Source organism: Companilactobacillus sp. FL22-1 (assembly GCF_043951805.1).
Lineage (GTDB): Bacteria > Bacillota > Bacilli > Lactobacillales > Lactobacillaceae > Companilactobacillus.
On the sequence record NZ_JBINJY010000001.1, the window covers coordinates 32,023 to 47,957 of the forward strand.

Consider the following 15,935-nt stretch of genomic DNA (forward strand, 5'->3'; position numbering starts at 1 on the left):
TAATTAATCTTCTTTTTTAATGTGAGTTGCTTTTAAGATCAAGCCAAAGGCTAACAAAATCAAGCCGCCAATCGTAATCAAAATTCCATTTGTTTGACTTGTTTGAGGCAATAGTCCTGACTTATCAGTATTTATATTATTTGGCGTCTGTGATTCAGTATCGTTACTGTCTTTATCAGAACTATCCTTATCCGAATTATCGTCAGTTAATAACTTGTCTTCATCGTTAGGATCTTTGTCCTTGTCCTGTTCTGAATCATCTTCGTCATCAGTATCTGGTTTTTGACCCTCACTGCCTCCATCAACTTCGATAAGGTCACCAGTGTCTGGATCAACCTCTGCTTCCTCTTCATCATCAGGATCTATGATATTGCCGCCTTCATTGCCTTCTTCACCAGGTAACTCTGGTAGTTCTCCAGGAATTGTTATTGGACGTTCATATTCAGTTTCCGTTTCAGAATCGTCTTGGAAATCCCAACGGTGAGTTTCGGCAGACACAACAACCTTATTAGCGGCAATATTTCCGTCTAAGTTGGCATTAACGTCTACTGTTGCTTTAGGAGCTAGAACACTACCTTGGAATGGGCGTTGGATATTGACCTGGCCTTGATAAAGCTTATCTGCTGCTGTACTGTCATAGAAATTCCAAAGCAAATGGTTGTCATCGAAGTATTCAGTTTCCTGATTAGGACGGGTGACATCATTGTTAGTAGTCCCATCGCTATAAATCAACTTAATTTGTGAGTTAACTTCGTAAGGATCTTGACCCTTAGTATCAACATTAATGATAACGTTGGTACCACCAGCAGTATCAGATAATCCAAAGATTGTTAATGGCGTATTCTCATTTAATACACTAGGATCTAAATCAATGATAATTTTGTTATCAGCGGTTACTTGGTACTCCTGTAAATTAATAATGCGCTGATTTTTATCGGGGAAGTCACTATTGGTTACTGAAACTTGTGGCGTCTTAGCTGTTAAAGAAGTCGACTTGTTACTTAAAAAGTTATCCAGATAGTTCTTAATATCAATGTATTCATTACTATTCTTATCTTGGTAAATCTCTTGTCCATTGATGTGATCCAAATTAGTCCCGTTAATTGCTGGACGATTGCTGTTTGAAACATCAATATTATTGTTCTCACCGAAAACGACCTTATTATCACGTGTATCGCCACTCGTTACAAAAGAACTGCTGGCAATATTGTGTGGTGTTTGAATATATGAGACCTCTCTATCTAAACCACCATCAATGACATTCGTACCAAAGTTAACATTGCCATAAAAATCCCCCACAGCAACATTTCCGTTAGTATGTGCATTCAAATGAGCTTCGTTAGCAAAAATATGGAAGTTTGACGCATAACCTAGTTGATTTTGACTTTCATTAGAAAAATCATCACTTACATGTCCCCCATCGGGTACAGAGTCATTAGTTGCTTGAGTCACAGCTGAACTCTGTGTTTGAGCAGACGTAACGCTTTCTTTATTAATTGTTGTATTTTCTGAATTAACATTATTGTTGGTTGTATCGGCATAGACTGTTGTACTCATTCCCATAAGTACTGCCGCACTGACAGCTACACAGGATAATGCCCATTCTTTACCCTTATTTCTTAGCATAATTAACTAAATCACCCTCATCAATTTAGTGTAATTATTATCAATTTTATTAAATTGGTAATAAATTACTTATAACGCAAGTATTACGCTCTAAAATTTGATTGTCAAATTATATTAAAAAAAAGCCATTCAATCGTAATTGAATAGCTAAATTATAATTTCATTATTATTTAGACCCGAGGTGTCTCGCCAAAAGCAAAGACTGCCACACATCCAAATCCAGTGTGACTAGCAATTGTCATCCCGATTGGATAAATTTTTATATCAGCCTGACTAAATTTATTTAAAATTCGTGCCTTAACAACTTCAGCCGCGTCATAATCCCCACTGGTGGTAATAATTATCGGTTGCTGGGGATCGCTAGACATCGCCAAAATGACTTTATCCGCAATCTCCAAGAGTGATCTCTTACGGGCTCGTGCCTTAGAAACCATCCTTAATTTACCATTGGGATCAACATCAAGAATCGGTTTAACTTGCAGGATAGTCCCCAATGTTGCCGAAGCTCGTGAAATACGTCCGCCGTGATAAAGATAGTTCAAATTATCGACTGTGAACCAAGATTGCAATAACATTTTATTGTCATCAAACCATTTCACAAATTCATCTAACGTGGCACCTGACTTTTGTAATCTGATAGCATTCAAGACCATTAAGCCTTCGCCACCACTAGCAGCTAAAGTATCAACAATACGAATGTCAGCTTCTGGATAAGACTCTAAGAGCATCTCCCTAGCTTGATTAGCACTTGACATTGACCCACTGAGCCCACTGGAAAATCCAACGTACACGATCGGAACTTTCTTTTCGACATATGGTTTGAAGAATTCAAAGTACTCGCCAACGTTCACTTGAGTCGTAGTAGGCATCGTACCAGCTTTAATTTGTTTATAGAAGTCATCGATATCATAACTTTCCCCAAAGTCATTGATCAAATCCCGGTCTCCTATTTTAGTGTGAAAACTGATTGCTTTGACATTACCTGCTTGAAGAACTTCCAATGGCAAGTCACACTCTGAATCAGCTAATATTTGATACATGCTCCCACCTCCTAAAGTTGAAGTAGCAATTTAAATTTATTCTGTATTTAAATTACTGATTAATAATACCATTTATTCATCTCCTACCGAACATTAGGACATTCTTGTGAGGAAATATTACTTTTTTAATCTCAAAAAATAGAGGTAGTATACGAATTTTCCCATATGTGTAAAACATTTAGAAAAACAAAAAAGAGCTGAAACTGCTGATTTAACAACATTCAACTCTCTTATTAAGAAAACTGATATTCTTGCTCGTTTAAACTTAAAAAGCCGTCTATCGGACTTGAACCGACGACCCCCACCTTACCATGGTGATGCTCTACCTAGCTGAGCTAAGACGGCATTTACACTTCCTACATTTTACCAAAATTTATAGACGTAGAAAATGCTTTTTTATTAAAATGCCTCAATAATCTCGGAAATTCCAGTTGCAAAGAAGAAGAAGGCTAGCATGAAAACAATAAAGCCTCCAGCAAGCACTGGATTGAACAGCAAGATAACGGCGAATAGTAGGTTCAAACATGCCAAAATTACGATTAAAATATAATATTTTTTTCCGAAGAAATGGTAGAACCGTGAAGTCATAATTTGGAAAACGGCATCTAGCAAGAACCAAATAGCAAACATGTAAATAATAACCATCACACCTACGTTGACATGTGCGATAAAAATAATACCGATAATAATATTAACTATGGCTGAAAAAATTGTCCAACCACTTCTGACACCTAGAAAACGTGTCATTTGAGAACCGAACCACAGTTGGTAGACCCCTCTTAAAATAACAAAGACCCCAAAGATAACTGCAATCGTTGACAAACTTTTCAATGGATACCAGATCACTAAATAACCCGCATACAAAGAGATCAGTCCAATAATAAAACCGAACCAATCAAAGCGGCGTTTTGGCTCGCTCATAAAAAATCCCTCCCTTTTAATGTAAACATTTTAACATTATAAATTATCAAAGTTTAACGATATGCGCTATAATAAAGAGGCTAATAATATTATTAGGTTAAACGAAAGGTTGCAAAATTGTCCCCTAACAAAGAAAATTATCTAAAAACTATTTATGAATTAAATTATGATTTTACCAAAATTACCAACAAACGGATCTCCGAAATCATGAATGTTTCCGCCCCATCCGTTACTGAAATGTTGAATGCATTAGCTAGTGAGGGCTATTTAACGCATTCTCCTTACAATAAAATTGTCTTAACTCCAAAGGGTAACAAGGTTTCGGAAAAATTAGTCCGGACCCACCGTTTATGGGAAGTTTTCCTTCACGAATGTTTAAAATATCCCGTCGACAATGTTCATCATAACGCCGATGCACTGGAACATTCTTCTGATGACGACTTAGTTGATCGTCTGAATGATTTTTTGGATCATCCTCAACGTTGCCCACACGGTGGTATCATTCCTGGTAACGGCCAAGGTGAAACTGACGCTGACGACAAATTGCTCAGTATGATTGCCGACGGTACGAAAGTACAAATCGTGCGAGTTTCCGATAATTATGACTTTTTACAATACTTTGGCAGTTTAAACTTGGAAATTGACGATACAATTGAAGTCATCAAACATGAAAAATTTGATAATTCACTAGTTGTCAAAAAAGCCGATGGAACTAACATTACGATTGGTGCAAAAGCCATTGATTATATTTTCGTTGAAACACGTTAAAAAAAGCCGCCTTTGATTCAGCATTTTGAATCAGAGGCGGCTTTACTTTTATATTCGAAAGCTAATCATGTTTGGTGATACTTTCGTTTATTTTTGTTGATTTTGTCGATTATTTTCTAAAACTTTTTGGTAAAAAATTGCCATTGTCAATTGCTCATAAGGCTGGAGCCAAATAGACAATAATTCATGCGTTAAAGCATTAAGAATTTCCCAAAAGAAGAATTCAAAGCAAAGTGAGAAGTAAGTCCATTTGTAACCACGCATTAAGATTGAACTACGACTAAAGGTTGAAAAAGCCATTCTGAAATTCCACTTTCCCTGATCGGCCACGTCATCTTTGAAAACAAAAAAGGCTTGTGAAAATATCAAGAAGAAGAAGATTCCAGGAATGATATACAGCATCAACCCAGCTTCTAAGAATAAGCCGAAGAGCGCCGTGATAAAGATCAACGGAAAGAAGTACCTTCCTGAAAAAGCTTGAAGACTGTCGCGCAGTGAATTGATCTGATAATCAGGATTTCTGATTTTATCTAGTAAGGTATAAGAAACCCCTACGCAAATCATAATGAAGAATAACATAAAAGCATAAACAGCCACACTCGTTTGTGGCGTCAACGTCAACATATACTTATCCGCAGAACTAGGATCGTTAGCCATACTATTAGAAATTTCAGCTAAACGACGGCTAGCTTGACCTGGATCAGCTAGATTAACATTTAAGTTACTCATCCAATTTGTATACAGTTTAGTTCCAAAAAATACTGCCAAAAATCTTAAGAGAATGGGAATGACATTTAATGAAATCGTCCCTCTAATATCCTTTCGAAAGGCTCGATGAGCTTCCCGACGAATCTCCATGGCAGATAATCGATTATAGTTAGTATTCATCTATATCCCTCGCAATAAATACTCCTATTATAACAAAGTTAACTATGACAACCTAATTTACTTAATCGTAATCGTTCCCTTAGTACCCTTAACATCAAGCAAGTTGGCAGCATCAGCTTTATTTTCATACTGAATACCATAATTTTTGTTGTAGCATCTGACTAAACCTTTATCAAGGGCCAATTTCAAACCATCGACAGTCAGATTACTACCAGTGAATTTACTAGAATTAGACAAATCGAATTTATTCTTATTCATCAAAACAGTGCTAGTTAAATTGACTTTTCCATGATTAATGACGGCGTGCATTGAATCAAGATTGGACTGCTTGATTGCCAAGGTAGAACCATCCAAGTTCAAATGCGAATCCTTAATTGTGGTGTTGTCTGTTTTAATCGTTGAATACTCACTCCCCGCTAAATTCAAGTTAGTAATATTCGAATTTTTGACATTAAAGGCAGCGTTATATACCGTTATATCAGCGGCGTTATGAATCGTAACATCATTTAGAGCTATATTGGAGTCATAGTCCATGTCTTGAGCGGTTTTCACCAAACTGTTTATCGTTACATCATTGAGCTGCAAGTTACTTTTGGCCGTTCTCAAATGAACATTGTCTAACTTCTTGTTCATAGGAATAGTAATAGTTACCTTTTCATGTCCTAAAACATCGACGCCGATTGAACCTTTTTTCTCAGGTCCGACAACTGATAAAGTATCATCTTTAACTTTATACGTAGGTGCTTGTGATTTGTCGCCGGCGATATGGATCTTATAACGGTCACCAAATCGAATGGAGACATCAACGTCTTTGCCTTCGACATAAACATTCTTGAAATCGGCAAGTGGATAAGTCTCATCCTTTTCTTGTGCCACTTTGAATCCGTGATCCCAAATGACTGACCTATTAGCCCCCATCAAAACTCCGCCAAGTAAAAGCAAGCCACCAATTATCAGTAAATAAAAACCTGTTACGAAGTACTTACGCATTTTGTTTTTCCCCCTTCATTGGTGTCTTTCTTCCATGCAATAATTTCTTACCTAACCAACGGAAGAAAATTACGATGACGCTGAAGAACCATTTGAACAGTGCGATAATGATCGGAATGATGAAGAAATCGACTCCCAGAATCAATAGACCAATTCCAATATAGAAAATAGCGGTCGCAAATGATTGGAAGATGACTGAGACGCCCATGAAAATAGCCCCGATTCCACCAACCACTGACATTGCTACTAGGAAAAGGAATAACAAGACCATAAAAACAGCTATCCCGATGAATAACAGAATCAACGGAATTAAAATAATTGCCACTATAATAGCTACTGGTGAAGCCATTAGTGCCAAAATGACTAAACCGATCATCTTCAAATTACGTGAAAAACGTTGATTGCTGGTGATCTCGCCCTCTTGGACATTTTGATAATTCTCTTCTGACATCTTGATCGAATAATCTGCTAAGACTTTTCGAGCTAAATGCTTAGGAGTTCCTAATTCATTGATGATAGCATCGCTAGTTTGTAGATTAGCATCAATGATATATTCTCGATAAAATTCCAAGACGTCCTGTTTTTCTTTTGCATCTAACTGATGTAAATATATTTCAAATTCATCAATGTAAGAATCAATCACCTTATTCTTCATTGTTCCCCTCCAAGATTGCATCTGTCGCAGTTTTTAATTCTTGCCAGTTACTCTTGATTTGGTTTAAACGTTCTAAACCTTGATCAGTTATTTTATAGTAACGGCGATTACGTCCTTCATAAGCTTGATCATATGTGCTTAACCAAGCTTCTTTCTTTAGACGACGTAAAATCGGATACATGGTTGATTCCGAAATTGGAAATACTTTCTTAACTTCCCGGGTTAGCGCATAACCGTAGTAATCCTCTTTGGTTAACAAAGCCAGCACCGAACCTTCAAGAATCTCGGTTGAGACTTGAATTGCCATAAGATCTCCTCGTTTCTATGATATTATACGTCGTATAATATTTGTTCATTAACAATATATTATAAATAATAACGTATGTCAATTTTTAATAAAAAAGCTTGACTTTATTTATTAATGGTCGTACGATAATTTCAACATTTTAAAACAAATACAAAAACGACGACAGAAGAGTAATCGAGCAAATCAGTTCAGAGAGTTAACGGTGGTGCGAGTTAATCTGGTCCTTGATGAAACACATCTGTAAGTTGAATGATTGAATTATAGTAGGTCATTTCGGTAGCACCGTTACAGCTGAAGTTATTGTAACTTCATGAGTCTAATATCGTGAGATATTAGTAACCAGAGGTGGTACCGCGAAAATTCGCCCTCTTAGTCAGTTTTTGACTAAGGGGGTTTTTATTTTGGCTACTACTTTGTTTGCAATAACTTCTTGAGGTCAGTATTGTGAAGTGCTGACGAACTCGAGGTGGAACCACGTCAAAACGTCCTCTAGCATTATTTTGCTAGAGGATTTTTTTGTATTTAAACAAAGGGGAAATTAGCCATGTTAAATTATATTTTTGAAATTTTACCGTCACTATTAAGTGGGACTGTAATGACCTTGAAGGTTTTCTTTTGGACAATCATTTGTTCCCTGCCACTAGGCGTTCTAGTCTCATTGGGCAGAAGCTCGAAGTTTAAACCTTTGAGCTGGATCTTATCATTTTATATTTGGGTCATGCGGGGAACGCCACTGCTATTACAATTGATCTTTGTCTTTTACGGATTACCTAACATGCCTTTCGCACATATCGTCTTTGAACGTTACGACGCCGCTTTGTTTGCCTTTATCTTGAATTACACAGCTTACTTTGCAGAAATCTTTCGTGGTGGTTTTAGTACTGTCAGCAAAGGTCAATTCGAAGGTGCTAAAGTATTGGGACTCAGTTACTGGCAAACGATCAGAAAAATTATTATTCCTCAAGTTATCAAAATCGTCCTTCCTTCAATTGGAAATGAAGTTATTAACTTAGTCAAAGACTCATCTTTAGTTTATGTCATTGGCTTAGGCGACTTACTAAGAGCTGGAAACATTGCCAGTTCACGTGATGTAACCTTATTGCCACTAGTATTAGTTGGTGTCATTTACTTACTATTAACTCTGATCTGTACTTGGGTGCTTAAAGTCTTAGAAAAACGTTTCAGTTATTACCGTTAGGAGAAAATCAATATGTTGAAATTAGAAAATATAACTAAAAGCTTCGATGGCAAGACCATCTTAAATAACCTCAATCTCGAGGTCAAAGATAATTCGATCCTTAGTATTGTCGGACCTAGTGGTGCTGGTAAAACTACCTTGTTACGCTGCATTGCTGGTTTAGAAAAAGTGGATTCAGGCAGTTTTCTCCTCAACGGGCAAACTTTTGATCCCTTCGGCGAATCTGTCAAAGAACGAGTGGTCGGGGTAGTCTTTCAAGACTTCAATCTTTTTCCGCACTTATCAGTTTTAGAAAATATCGTTTTAGCACCGGAAATGGTTTTAAAACAAGATAAAAAAACTGCTGAAAAAAATGTAGAAGACCTCTTAGCACAATTAGGATTGACCAGTTTGAAAAATCAATATCCTTTTGAACTATCTGGAGGTCAAAAACAACGAGTTGCTATTGCACGAGCTTTGGCAATGAAACCAGAGATCCTCTGTTATGACGAACCAACTTCAGCTTTGGATCCAAGTTTACGCGATACCGTTGCCCAAGTGATCTTAGATCTCAAGAATACCGGTATTACTCAAATCGTCATTACCCATGACCCTGATTTTGCCAAAAAAATTGCCGACCAACTGCTTGAAGTTAAACCATTAAATGATTAGAAATAGGGGGATTAATAAATAATATGAAAAAAAAGCTATTTATCTTACTCAGTTTATTAGCCTTCTTCAGTCTCAGTCTGGCCGGTTGTTCAGATAACTCCAAGTCGGTGGCCCAAGAGGCCAATACCGCTGACACTTGGTCTCACATCAAAAAGAGAGGCCGTGTCATTATTGGACTTGACGATACCTTCGTTCCCATGGGCTTTCGTGAAAAAAATGGGCAGCTTGTCGGATACGATATTGATTTAGCCAAAGCTGTCTTTAAACAATACGGCATCAAAGCCGATTTTCAATCGATCGATTGGAACATGAAGGAGACTGAATTACGAAATCGGACAATTGACTTAATTTGGAACGGTTATACTATTACACCTGCTCGTCAAAAACAATTGCTCTTTTCACGCCCATACATGGCTAACCGCCAAGTCTTAGTTACCAAAACTAAGGAAAATATTACCAGTTTTAAGGACATGCAAAACAAAACTTTAGGAGCTCAAACTAGTTCTTCTGGAGCTAGTCTTCTCGATGAACATCCACAAATGCTCAAGAACTACATCAAAGGCAAAACACCGGTCCTTTACGATTCCTTCAACAATGCTTTGATGGATCTGAATGCTAATCGTATTCAAGGTTTATTGATCGATAGTGTTTATGCTGGTTACTATATTAGTAAAGAAAAAGATCCTAGTTCCTATCGGACAACAACCGGTGGCTTTGATGGCGAAGACTTTGCCGTGGGAATGCGTAAAGGTGACAAAACTTTGAAGAAAAAGATCGATCAAGCTTTACAACACTTAGCTGACACTGGTGAACTACAAAAGATCAACAAAAAATGGTTTGGAAACTCTGATAATTCTTTAATTCAACCTGAAAAATAAGCAAAGAATTTTTGAAAGCCACACAACAACAAAGAGACACCGCTATTAATCAGCAGTGTCTCTTTTTCAATTTCTTTAAACTAACTCTCGAACCGCTTCTTTTCGAGCAAACGGAACAATAATGCTTTCTAATAATTGGGGATTTCTCAGTTGAGACTTCCAGTCGTTGTTAACTTGATCACTTAGATTTTCACAACTACTAATTGTAGCCGTGATACTAGCAATCGTATCGGTGTCATCACCTAAATTGACGGCCATAATGATAGCTCCATCGATACTAGTACTATTTAAAACACACCAAATACTAGCCAAAAGTGTATCCACTACATATCCAGTAGATTTGATATCCTTACGCAGTGTTGCATCAAAGTCTGTTTGAAACATCAATTCATATTGAGCCAATTGAGCTAACTCTTCTGGACGATTTTGAAGAGCTTGATTCAATTGATCAGGTAATTTACTCAAGATTGTTCGCAGCGCCTGACCATTCAAAAGTCCGTGTAAGATTTCTAAATAAATATAACTACCCACGATTGCTCGAGCATGTCGATGAGTTAAAACAGTATATTCACGTGTCAGTTTAAGCCGTTTGGATAAGTCTTTTTCATCGGTTAAATGAATTGCCAAAGGTGCCAGTCGCATGATTGCCCCATTACCATTGGCTTCTACACTGGGATCACCACACTTTAAAGGGTCATACTGATTTACTGACCAATTGATGATCGCTTTTTTGCACGTCGCACCGATACCAAAGGCTAAATTGTCAGGGGTATATTCGTTGTGAAACATGTAATTCTCGAACTTTTTCATTAATTGATTCAAATCACCCTGTTCAGTTAAATTCTCCATTAATGGAAGTGAAAAGGAAGTATCATCGGACCAGCTGCCAGCAGGTTGTTCCCAAACACCCCCATTAATCATTGAATCAACATAGTATGAATCACGTTTAGAGAATTCCACAGGAACGCCTAAAGCATCGCCGACTACGCCAGCATATAGAATATTTTTGATTTGACTTTCATTCACCAACTTCAGCCCTCCATTAAAAAACTGAGACTAAATTTTCATCTAGTCCCAGCCGTTTTAGTCTTCTAATTAAGAATACTACTTTTTCCCATCTATAAGCACGTTTCCCTAAAAAATCAGCAGAATAAATGCCAGGAAAATTCCTAGTGCCGCAAGTAAGCTAACATTTCTTTTGTCATTACGACTATTCTGTAAATTCTTTTTCATAAGCAATGCCTCCGTGCTTATAAAAGTTATATCATCTAATATCTGAAATGAAAAGGCTTTTCAACAAAATTTAAAACTTATTTTTTATGATAGTATTTATTGAAAATTTACTCCTTATAACTGAAAAAATAACGGTCTTCGAGCTAATTTTTCGAGCATTTTCCGAACATTTCAGTATAATTAGAGTATAAATATAAAGGAGTTGCTACATACCCATGGAAAAAAAGAATCGTGTTTACTTAGCCGGACCATTTTTCAGTGATAATCAGGTGAAACGCCTCGATGAAATTCAGGACTTACTTGCTGCCAACAAAACGATTGGCGATATTTTCCGACCAGGCAAAGATGACTATACTGCTGCCGAGTTTGGTTCATTCGAATGGCAAACCGCTGTCTTCAAGCATGATATCAACAATATTAATGTTTCAGATGTCGTTGTTGCAATGTTAGACTATAAGATAGAAGAAAACGAATTAGAGCCAGATTCTGGTACAATGTGGGAATGTGGCTATGCCTTTGCTAATAATGTCCCTGTCATTGGTGTTCGTAATATGACCGACGAACCATTAAATCTCATGCTAGCTGGAAGTTTGACTGCCTTTTTCAACGGAAAGGATAGCATTAAAAAAATAAAGGACTATAATTTTAATACATTAATGCCACATTACGAAAACGTCAAAGTACTTTAGGAGGATGCAACATGTCACAAGTAACTCAACGAACGGAAAAGTCGATCATCACCGCGATGATTTCCTTACTTCAAAAGAAAACCTTCGAGAAGATCACAGTTGGTGATATTTGTGACGAGGCTCTGATTAATCACAGTACTTTCTATCGTTATTTCAGCGATAAGTATGAATTATTGCACGCAGTTTTTTCTTATTTATTAGATGATTTGCTCAACAATACTTCGAACGCTAAAACGATTGTTTACCAAATTGCTGATTTTATGGAGAAAAATAATAGCTTTATCCATCATCTTTCACCGCAATATCAGACTAAGGCTAATCTTTATCCGGAATTTCGCAGTATTTTACAGGATATTGTTAAGAAGAAAAGCAAGGACCCCGCCAGTCAAAATGATCCTTTGATTAAGATGATTACTGAGTCGGATACTCCGGAATTGATGATCAGCTTTATCGTTGGTGGTTTGCTTGGTTTGGTCGAGTATCTTGAAGATAACGACTTCAAGGTTTCTCGTGATAAGTTTATTGATTTTACAGCTAGTTTCTTTGCTAAATGGTCTAAATAGAAATAAACGTTGCAGTTGATGGTGGTTCACTGCCGGCTTTCGTTCGGCTCTGAGGGGTCTGGAACGCCATGGGCATCGCTTTGAACCAATTGAAGTGCACAATTGTTTCAAAGTCGAGCCTTGTTCTAAGTGTGCTTCGCCCACTAAGAACAATTTCATGGCTGAGACCCCTCAGAGCTCTCACTACAGCCTAGAATGTTAAAACATGTTTGGATATCCCTCAAGTGAACAAGTTCAAGAGCTAAGGCAAGTTCAAGGGCTAAAGATTAAGGGCAAGAACTTAAATCCTTAAAAGATAAAATGAATTGATGCTTTTAATAACTACTAATGTATTGAATTGATATAAAAATAAGTCAATTCAATACATTTTTTTGTCTTGCTTTTTATCTTTTGCTCTTAAGCACCAAGGTTTTCCAGCTTCCACTCCTACCAAGCTAAATAAGGAACGTAGGATTCCTATACATATCACTAACAAATCAAATATGCAGTAGCCCTAGTCAGGAGCGAAAGTTCTGGGGGATATCAGTGGTGAAATTTTACTTAATTGGCGGTTTTTGCCAATTTAGTAAACGGTCGAGCTTGAAGACCGTCAGCTTGCTGAGGGGCTCCAAGTCGGCCCACCACGTTCCATATCCCCCAGAACTGTAGCGGATGACGGCAGTGAACCAAAAAATCACCTCCCCATCAACATATCCAAAGAAGGATAGTTGTATTGACCTAGTCTACAGGTTTAAACTTAAAGTATTGTTTTTTAGGAGGTTACAATGCAGTCAACAAAAAATCATCAAAAATGGTTTCTGATCAGTATGATGCTGGTTGCAGCCAACTTGCGGCTCCCCATTACTATTATTCCGCCACTTCTAAGCACGATTGAAAAGGATCTCGGTATTCCTAAATCTTTAGCTGGGTTGATCACTTCTATTCCTTTGATTACTTTCGCTATTTTTTCACCGGTTTTCGTTAAAATTGCTAAACGCATCGGTAATGAATTGACGATTTTTGTCTTCTTCATCATTCTCATCGTTGGTAGTTACCTGCGAATCATCCCTACTATTTGGGCTTTGCTGTTGGGGACTTTTTTAGCTGGAATCGGAATTGACAGTGGTAATGTTTTAGTTCCAGCTATAATCAAGGAACGTCTACCTGACAATATTCCACTAGGAACTAGTCTTTATACGATGTCGATGCTCCTTATCGGGGCCATTGGTACGGCGTTATCCGGTCTCTTTATCACTAAAATGAGTTTGCAATCTACGCTAGCGATTCTTTCCGTTGTAGCAATTATTGCCTTGATCTTTTGGATTCCTAACTTACGCTCCAATCATCATGAGAGTACTTCTGCTGACAAGAAGTTAAATTACCAGAGTGTTTGGAAACAACGCTTGGGTTGGTTGATAACAGTCTTTTTTGGTTTACAATCAATTGTTTACTATTCCTTTATCACTTGGCTACCATCTATTTTGCAGAGCCACGGTCTCGGCACGATTTTTTCCAGTAATTTATTAACTTTATTACAACTAAGTGGGCTCCCTTGTTCTTTTGTCGTGCCTTTCTTATCGATACGCAAAAATGGTATGAAAAAATTATTGATCATGCTCTTTATTGGCTACGCAATGGCACCTTTAGGTTATCTTGTTTCAACTAATAACAGCCTCTACCTCATCTTGATTACGATCATAACAGGTTTTGGTTCCGGCTTAGCCTTTAATATGGCGGTGATCTTCTTTACCGAAAAGACCACTAATCCTTACCAAACAGCCGAAGTTTCAGGGATGGCGCAATCTGCTGGTTATTTATTAGCCGCTTTCGGTCCGGTATTATTCGGTTTCATTGAAAATTTGGCTGGCTCTTGGAATTTGATCATCTTGATTCTGGTCGTTCTATCAGTGCTATTAACATTATCAGGAATCTTAGTGGCGTGTCACAAACCAATCGCAGAATGATTATAACTAATTTTATTATTTGCTATAATAAAAACACATGATATATAAAGGAGATTGCTTAAATGAAGAACTTATTTTTTGATTTCGATGGCACGATTGCCAATACTCAAGAAGGTATCGTCAATGCTCTTGAATATATGGCCGACAAAATGGATCTGGAAAACTTGGGCTTAGCCACTTATCAAAAATTTATTGGACCAGCGCTTGTTGATAGTTTGGAAAGATTTTATCCTAATCTCCCTAAAGCCGACTACCCTCAAGCTATTAAAACTTACCAAGCTTTTTATAACGATAAAGGTGTCTATCAATTAAAGATTTATAATCAGATGGAAAACACTCTGCAAGACTTACAAGCTGACGGATATAAATTATATGTCTCTTCAGTCAAACCTGAATCATTAGTTAAGCAACTTATTCCCCATCTTGGATTAGAGCAATACTTCTCAGGAATCTATGGTGCTTCTGATGATGAGACGACTCGCAATACCAAAAAAGCAATTCTTCATTATGGTTTAGATGACAGTCAGGTGTTAGCTTCTGAATCAATTATGATTGGCGATCGAATGACAGATATGGAAGGCGGCGTGGCTAATAACGTCCACACATTAGGCGTAACATATGGTTTCGGCGACTATGCAGAGTTAAACAATGCTGGTGCTGATTACATTGTGGACAAGGTAGTCGACATTCCTGAAGGTGTGCAAAAAATTGATGCTGCAAAATGATTTAGACAATTTTAATCTGCTGGGAAAATTTTTAGGACAACGTGATATCAGTGCTCTTTCTAAAGCTTCTCTGCAAGCCAAATATCAACTACCTCAAGCTGACGTATTCGTCTTATTCGGTGGCAGTATTCTTTATGGAGTCGATATTTTAGCTACGGCGATTCAGCAACAAGTTGCCAAAAAATATGTCATTGTCGGTGGCTTCGGACACACAACGGCAACGTTACAAAAGGCTGTAGCGTTACAATACCCGGACATCCCTGCCCAAGAAATGCAAGAAGCTGAGATCTTTGCGGCGTTATTAAAGAGAAGATTCAATCTTGAAGTAGACTACTTGGAGACTAAATCGACTAACTGTGGAAACAATATCACCTATCTGTTGCAACTATTGGCTGAAAATCATCTTGATTTCCGGTCTATTATTTTGGCTCAAGACGCAACGATGCAAAAACGGATGAGTGCCTGTTTAGCTAAATATCTTTCGCCATCGATACAAATCATCAACTTTGCGACTTACCAAAATGAACTGATCTTCAAAGATCAACAAGTGGCATTTTCCAAAGAGATCCTCGGAATGTGGACTCCTAAACGTTACATGCAGCTTCTAATGGGCGAAATTCCTCGGCTAACTGATGATTCAAACGGCTATGGACCAAACGGCAAGAATTTTATTGCCCATGTCGATATTCCTCAAAATGTCCAAGCAGCTTTTGAAGCTTTAAATGAAAAGTACCCTCAAATCAACCGTCCCAGCAACAATTTATACTCTTCTAAAAAAAATTAAACTTTTCCCTTGCTATGAAACGGGTTCGATAGAATATCATAATTGATGTAGAGAAGTAAGACATGTCGAATAGCTT

Annotated in this window: 17 protein-coding genes, 1 tRNA gene and 1 other annotated feature; of the genes, 9 read left to right on the forward strand and 9 right to left on the reverse strand. The window is 37.5% G+C overall.

Annotated features, from left to right (window positions below; translation table 11 throughout):
• Positions 1-3: 3 nt before the first annotated feature.
• The 4 genes from ACG72T_RS00125 to ACG72T_RS00140 form a co-directional block, all read right to left on the reverse strand.
• The gene (locus ACG72T_RS00125; RefSeq protein WP_395263908.1) at positions 4-1,626 is read right to left on the reverse strand and encodes a collagen-binding domain-containing protein; all 1,623 of its coding nucleotides are present in this window, start codon (positions 1,624-1,626) and stop codon (positions 4-6) included.
• A 170-nt stretch (positions 1,627-1,796) separates the two neighbouring features.
• Positions 1,797-2,666, reverse strand: coding sequence for a DegV family protein (locus tag ACG72T_RS00130; RefSeq protein WP_395263909.1), 870 nt, complete (start codon positions 2,664-2,666; stop codon positions 1,797-1,799).
• 271 nt (positions 2,667-2,937) lie between these two features.
• Positions 2,938-3,011 (reverse strand) — tRNA-Thr (locus ACG72T_RS00135).
• 54 nt (positions 3,012-3,065) lie between these two features.
• Positions 3,066-3,587, reverse strand: coding sequence for an HdeD family acid-resistance protein (locus ACG72T_RS00140; protein WP_395263910.1), 522 nt, complete (start codon positions 3,585-3,587; stop codon positions 3,066-3,068).
• A 117-nt stretch (positions 3,588-3,704) separates the two neighbouring features.
• On the opposite strand from ACG72T_RS00140, the gene ACG72T_RS00145 reads away from it, so the two are divergent.
• Positions 3,705-4,355, forward strand: coding sequence for a metal-dependent transcriptional regulator (locus tag ACG72T_RS00145; protein ID WP_395263911.1), 651 nt, complete (start codon positions 3,705-3,707; stop codon positions 4,353-4,355).
• Between the two features lie 87 nt (positions 4,356-4,442).
• Here the strand turns inward: ACG72T_RS00145 and ACG72T_RS00150 are convergent, their stop codons facing one another.
• Genes ACG72T_RS00150 through ACG72T_RS00165 form a run of 4 tightly spaced genes read right to left on the reverse strand, consistent with a single transcriptional unit; the run spans position 4,443 to position 7,195 of the window.
• Complete coding sequence (locus ACG72T_RS00150) at positions 4,443-5,243, reverse strand: DUF975 family protein (RefSeq protein ID WP_395263912.1); 801 nt, start codon at positions 5,241-5,243, stop codon at positions 4,443-4,445.
• 57 nt (positions 5,244-5,300) lie between these two features.
• On the reverse strand, positions 5,301-6,233 hold the full coding sequence (locus tag ACG72T_RS00155) for a DUF4097 family beta strand repeat-containing protein (RefSeq protein ID WP_395263913.1): 933 nt from the start codon (positions 6,231-6,233) through the stop codon (positions 5,301-5,303).
• Positions 6,226-6,888 carry a DUF1700 domain-containing protein gene (locus tag ACG72T_RS00160; protein WP_395263914.1) on the reverse strand — a complete coding sequence of 221 codons (663 nt, stop codon included), beginning with the start codon at positions 6,886-6,888 and terminating at the stop codon, positions 6,226-6,228. The genes ACG72T_RS00155 and ACG72T_RS00160 overlap by 8 nt, the downstream gene beginning before the upstream one ends.
• Positions 6,878-7,195 carry a PadR family transcriptional regulator gene (locus tag ACG72T_RS00165; protein WP_395263915.1) on the reverse strand — a complete coding sequence of 106 codons (318 nt, stop codon included), beginning with the start codon at positions 7,193-7,195 and terminating at the stop codon, positions 6,878-6,880. The genes ACG72T_RS00160 and ACG72T_RS00165 overlap by 11 nt, the downstream gene beginning before the upstream one ends.
• 150 nt (positions 7,196-7,345) lie before the next feature.
• Positions 7,346-7,567, forward strand: a binding site (T-box leader).
• A gap of 172 nt (positions 7,568-7,739) precedes the next feature.
• On the opposite strand from ACG72T_RS00165, the gene ACG72T_RS00170 reads away from it, so the two are divergent.
• Genes ACG72T_RS00170 through ACG72T_RS00180 form a run of 3 tightly spaced genes read left to right on the forward strand, consistent with a single transcriptional unit; the run spans position 7,740 to position 9,922 of the window.
• Positions 7,740-8,393 (forward strand): amino acid ABC transporter permease, encoded by a 654-nt coding sequence (locus ACG72T_RS00170; protein WP_395263916.1) that lies wholly within the window; start codon positions 7,740-7,742, stop codon positions 8,391-8,393.
• A 12-nt stretch (positions 8,394-8,405) separates the two neighbouring features.
• Positions 8,406-9,044, forward strand: a complete 639-nt coding sequence (locus ACG72T_RS00175; RefSeq protein WP_395263917.1) for an amino acid ABC transporter ATP-binding protein — start codon at positions 8,406-8,408, stop codon at positions 9,042-9,044.
• A gap of 23 nt (positions 9,045-9,067) precedes the next feature.
• Entirely contained in the window at positions 9,068-9,922 is an 855-nt protein-coding gene (locus tag ACG72T_RS00180) for an amino acid ABC transporter substrate-binding protein (RefSeq protein ID WP_395263918.1), read from the forward strand.
• A gap of 75 nt (positions 9,923-9,997) precedes the next feature.
• On the opposite strand, the gene ACG72T_RS00185 is transcribed toward ACG72T_RS00180, so the two are convergent.
• Positions 9,998-10,948: an ADP-ribosylglycohydrolase family protein gene (locus tag ACG72T_RS00185; RefSeq protein WP_395263919.1), complete on the reverse strand. Its 951-nt coding sequence runs from the start codon at positions 10,946-10,948 to the stop codon at positions 9,998-10,000.
• A gap of 422 nt (positions 10,949-11,370) precedes the next feature.
• Between ACG72T_RS00185 and ACG72T_RS00190 the strand changes: the two genes are divergently transcribed.
• From ACG72T_RS00190 to ACG72T_RS00210, 5 genes are all read left to right on the forward strand, one after another.
• Positions 11,371-11,844, forward strand: coding sequence for a nucleoside 2-deoxyribosyltransferase (locus tag ACG72T_RS00190; RefSeq protein WP_395263920.1), 474 nt, complete (start codon positions 11,371-11,373; stop codon positions 11,842-11,844).
• Positions 11,845-11,855: 11 nt separating this feature from the next.
• Positions 11,856-12,407 (forward strand): TetR/AcrR family transcriptional regulator, encoded by a 552-nt coding sequence (locus ACG72T_RS00195; RefSeq protein WP_395263921.1) that lies wholly within the window; start codon positions 11,856-11,858, stop codon positions 12,405-12,407.
• Between the two features lie 764 nt (positions 12,408-13,171).
• Positions 13,172-14,350: a CynX/NimT family MFS transporter gene (locus tag ACG72T_RS00200; protein ID WP_395263922.1), complete on the forward strand. Its 1,179-nt coding sequence runs from the start codon at positions 13,172-13,174 to the stop codon at positions 14,348-14,350.
• A 62-nt stretch (positions 14,351-14,412) separates the two neighbouring features.
• Entirely contained in the window at positions 14,413-15,075 is a 663-nt protein-coding gene (locus ACG72T_RS00205; RefSeq protein WP_395263923.1) for an HAD hydrolase-like protein, read from the forward strand.
• The gene (locus ACG72T_RS00210; protein WP_395263924.1) at positions 15,062-15,859 is read left to right on the forward strand and encodes an ElyC/SanA/YdcF family protein; all 798 of its coding nucleotides are present in this window, start codon (positions 15,062-15,064) and stop codon (positions 15,857-15,859) included. The genes ACG72T_RS00205 and ACG72T_RS00210 overlap by 14 nt, the downstream gene beginning before the upstream one ends.
• Positions 15,860-15,935 lie beyond the last annotated feature (76 nt).

What these genes read in the sequence shown, in the direction of transcription:
- ACG72T_RS00165 (WP_395263915.1), bottom strand. Translation starts at nt 7,195, where the DNA reads ATGGCAATTCAAGTCTCAACCGAGATTCTTGAAGGTTCGGTGCTGGCT.
- ACG72T_RS00190 (WP_395263920.1), top strand. Translation starts at nt 11,371, where the DNA reads ATGGAAAAAAAGAATCGTGTTTACTTAGCCGGACCATTTTTCAGTGAT.
- ACG72T_RS00180 (WP_395263918.1), top strand. Translation starts at nt 9,068, where the DNA reads ATGAAAAAAAAGCTATTTATCTTACTCAGTTTATTAGCCTTCTTCAGT.
- ACG72T_RS00210 (WP_395263924.1), top strand. Translation starts at nt 15,062, where the DNA reads ATGCTGCAAAATGATTTAGACAATTTTAATCTGCTGGGAAAATTTTTA.
- ACG72T_RS00200 (WP_395263922.1), top strand. Translation starts at nt 13,172, where the DNA reads ATGCAGTCAACAAAAAATCATCAAAAATGGTTTCTGATCAGTATGATG.
- ACG72T_RS00130 (WP_395263909.1), bottom strand. Translation starts at nt 2,666, where the DNA reads ATGTATCAAATATTAGCTGATTCAGAGTGTGACTTGCCATTGGAAGTT.
- ACG72T_RS00150 (WP_395263912.1), bottom strand. Translation starts at nt 5,243, where the DNA reads ATGAATACTAACTATAATCGATTATCTGCCATGGAGATTCGTCGGGAA.
- ACG72T_RS00175 (WP_395263917.1), top strand. Translation starts at nt 8,406, where the DNA reads ATGTTGAAATTAGAAAATATAACTAAAAGCTTCGATGGCAAGACCATC.
- ACG72T_RS00195 (WP_395263921.1), top strand. Translation starts at nt 11,856, where the DNA reads ATGTCACAAGTAACTCAACGAACGGAAAAGTCGATCATCACCGCGATG.
- ACG72T_RS00140 (WP_395263910.1), bottom strand. Translation starts at nt 3,587, where the DNA reads ATGAGCGAGCCAAAACGCCGCTTTGATTGGTTCGGTTTTATTATTGGA.
- ACG72T_RS00170 (WP_395263916.1), top strand. Translation starts at nt 7,740, where the DNA reads ATGTTAAATTATATTTTTGAAATTTTACCGTCACTATTAAGTGGGACT.
- ACG72T_RS00160 (WP_395263914.1), bottom strand. Translation starts at nt 6,888, where the DNA reads ATGAAGAATAAGGTGATTGATTCTTACATTGATGAATTTGAAATATAT.
- ACG72T_RS00205 (WP_395263923.1), top strand. Translation starts at nt 14,413, where the DNA reads ATGAAGAACTTATTTTTTGATTTCGATGGCACGATTGCCAATACTCAA.
- ACG72T_RS00125 (WP_395263908.1), bottom strand. Translation starts at nt 1,626, where the DNA reads ATGCTAAGAAATAAGGGTAAAGAATGGGCATTATCCTGTGTAGCTGTC.
- ACG72T_RS00155 (WP_395263913.1), bottom strand. Translation starts at nt 6,233, where the DNA reads ATGCGTAAGTACTTCGTAACAGGTTTTTATTTACTGATAATTGGTGGC.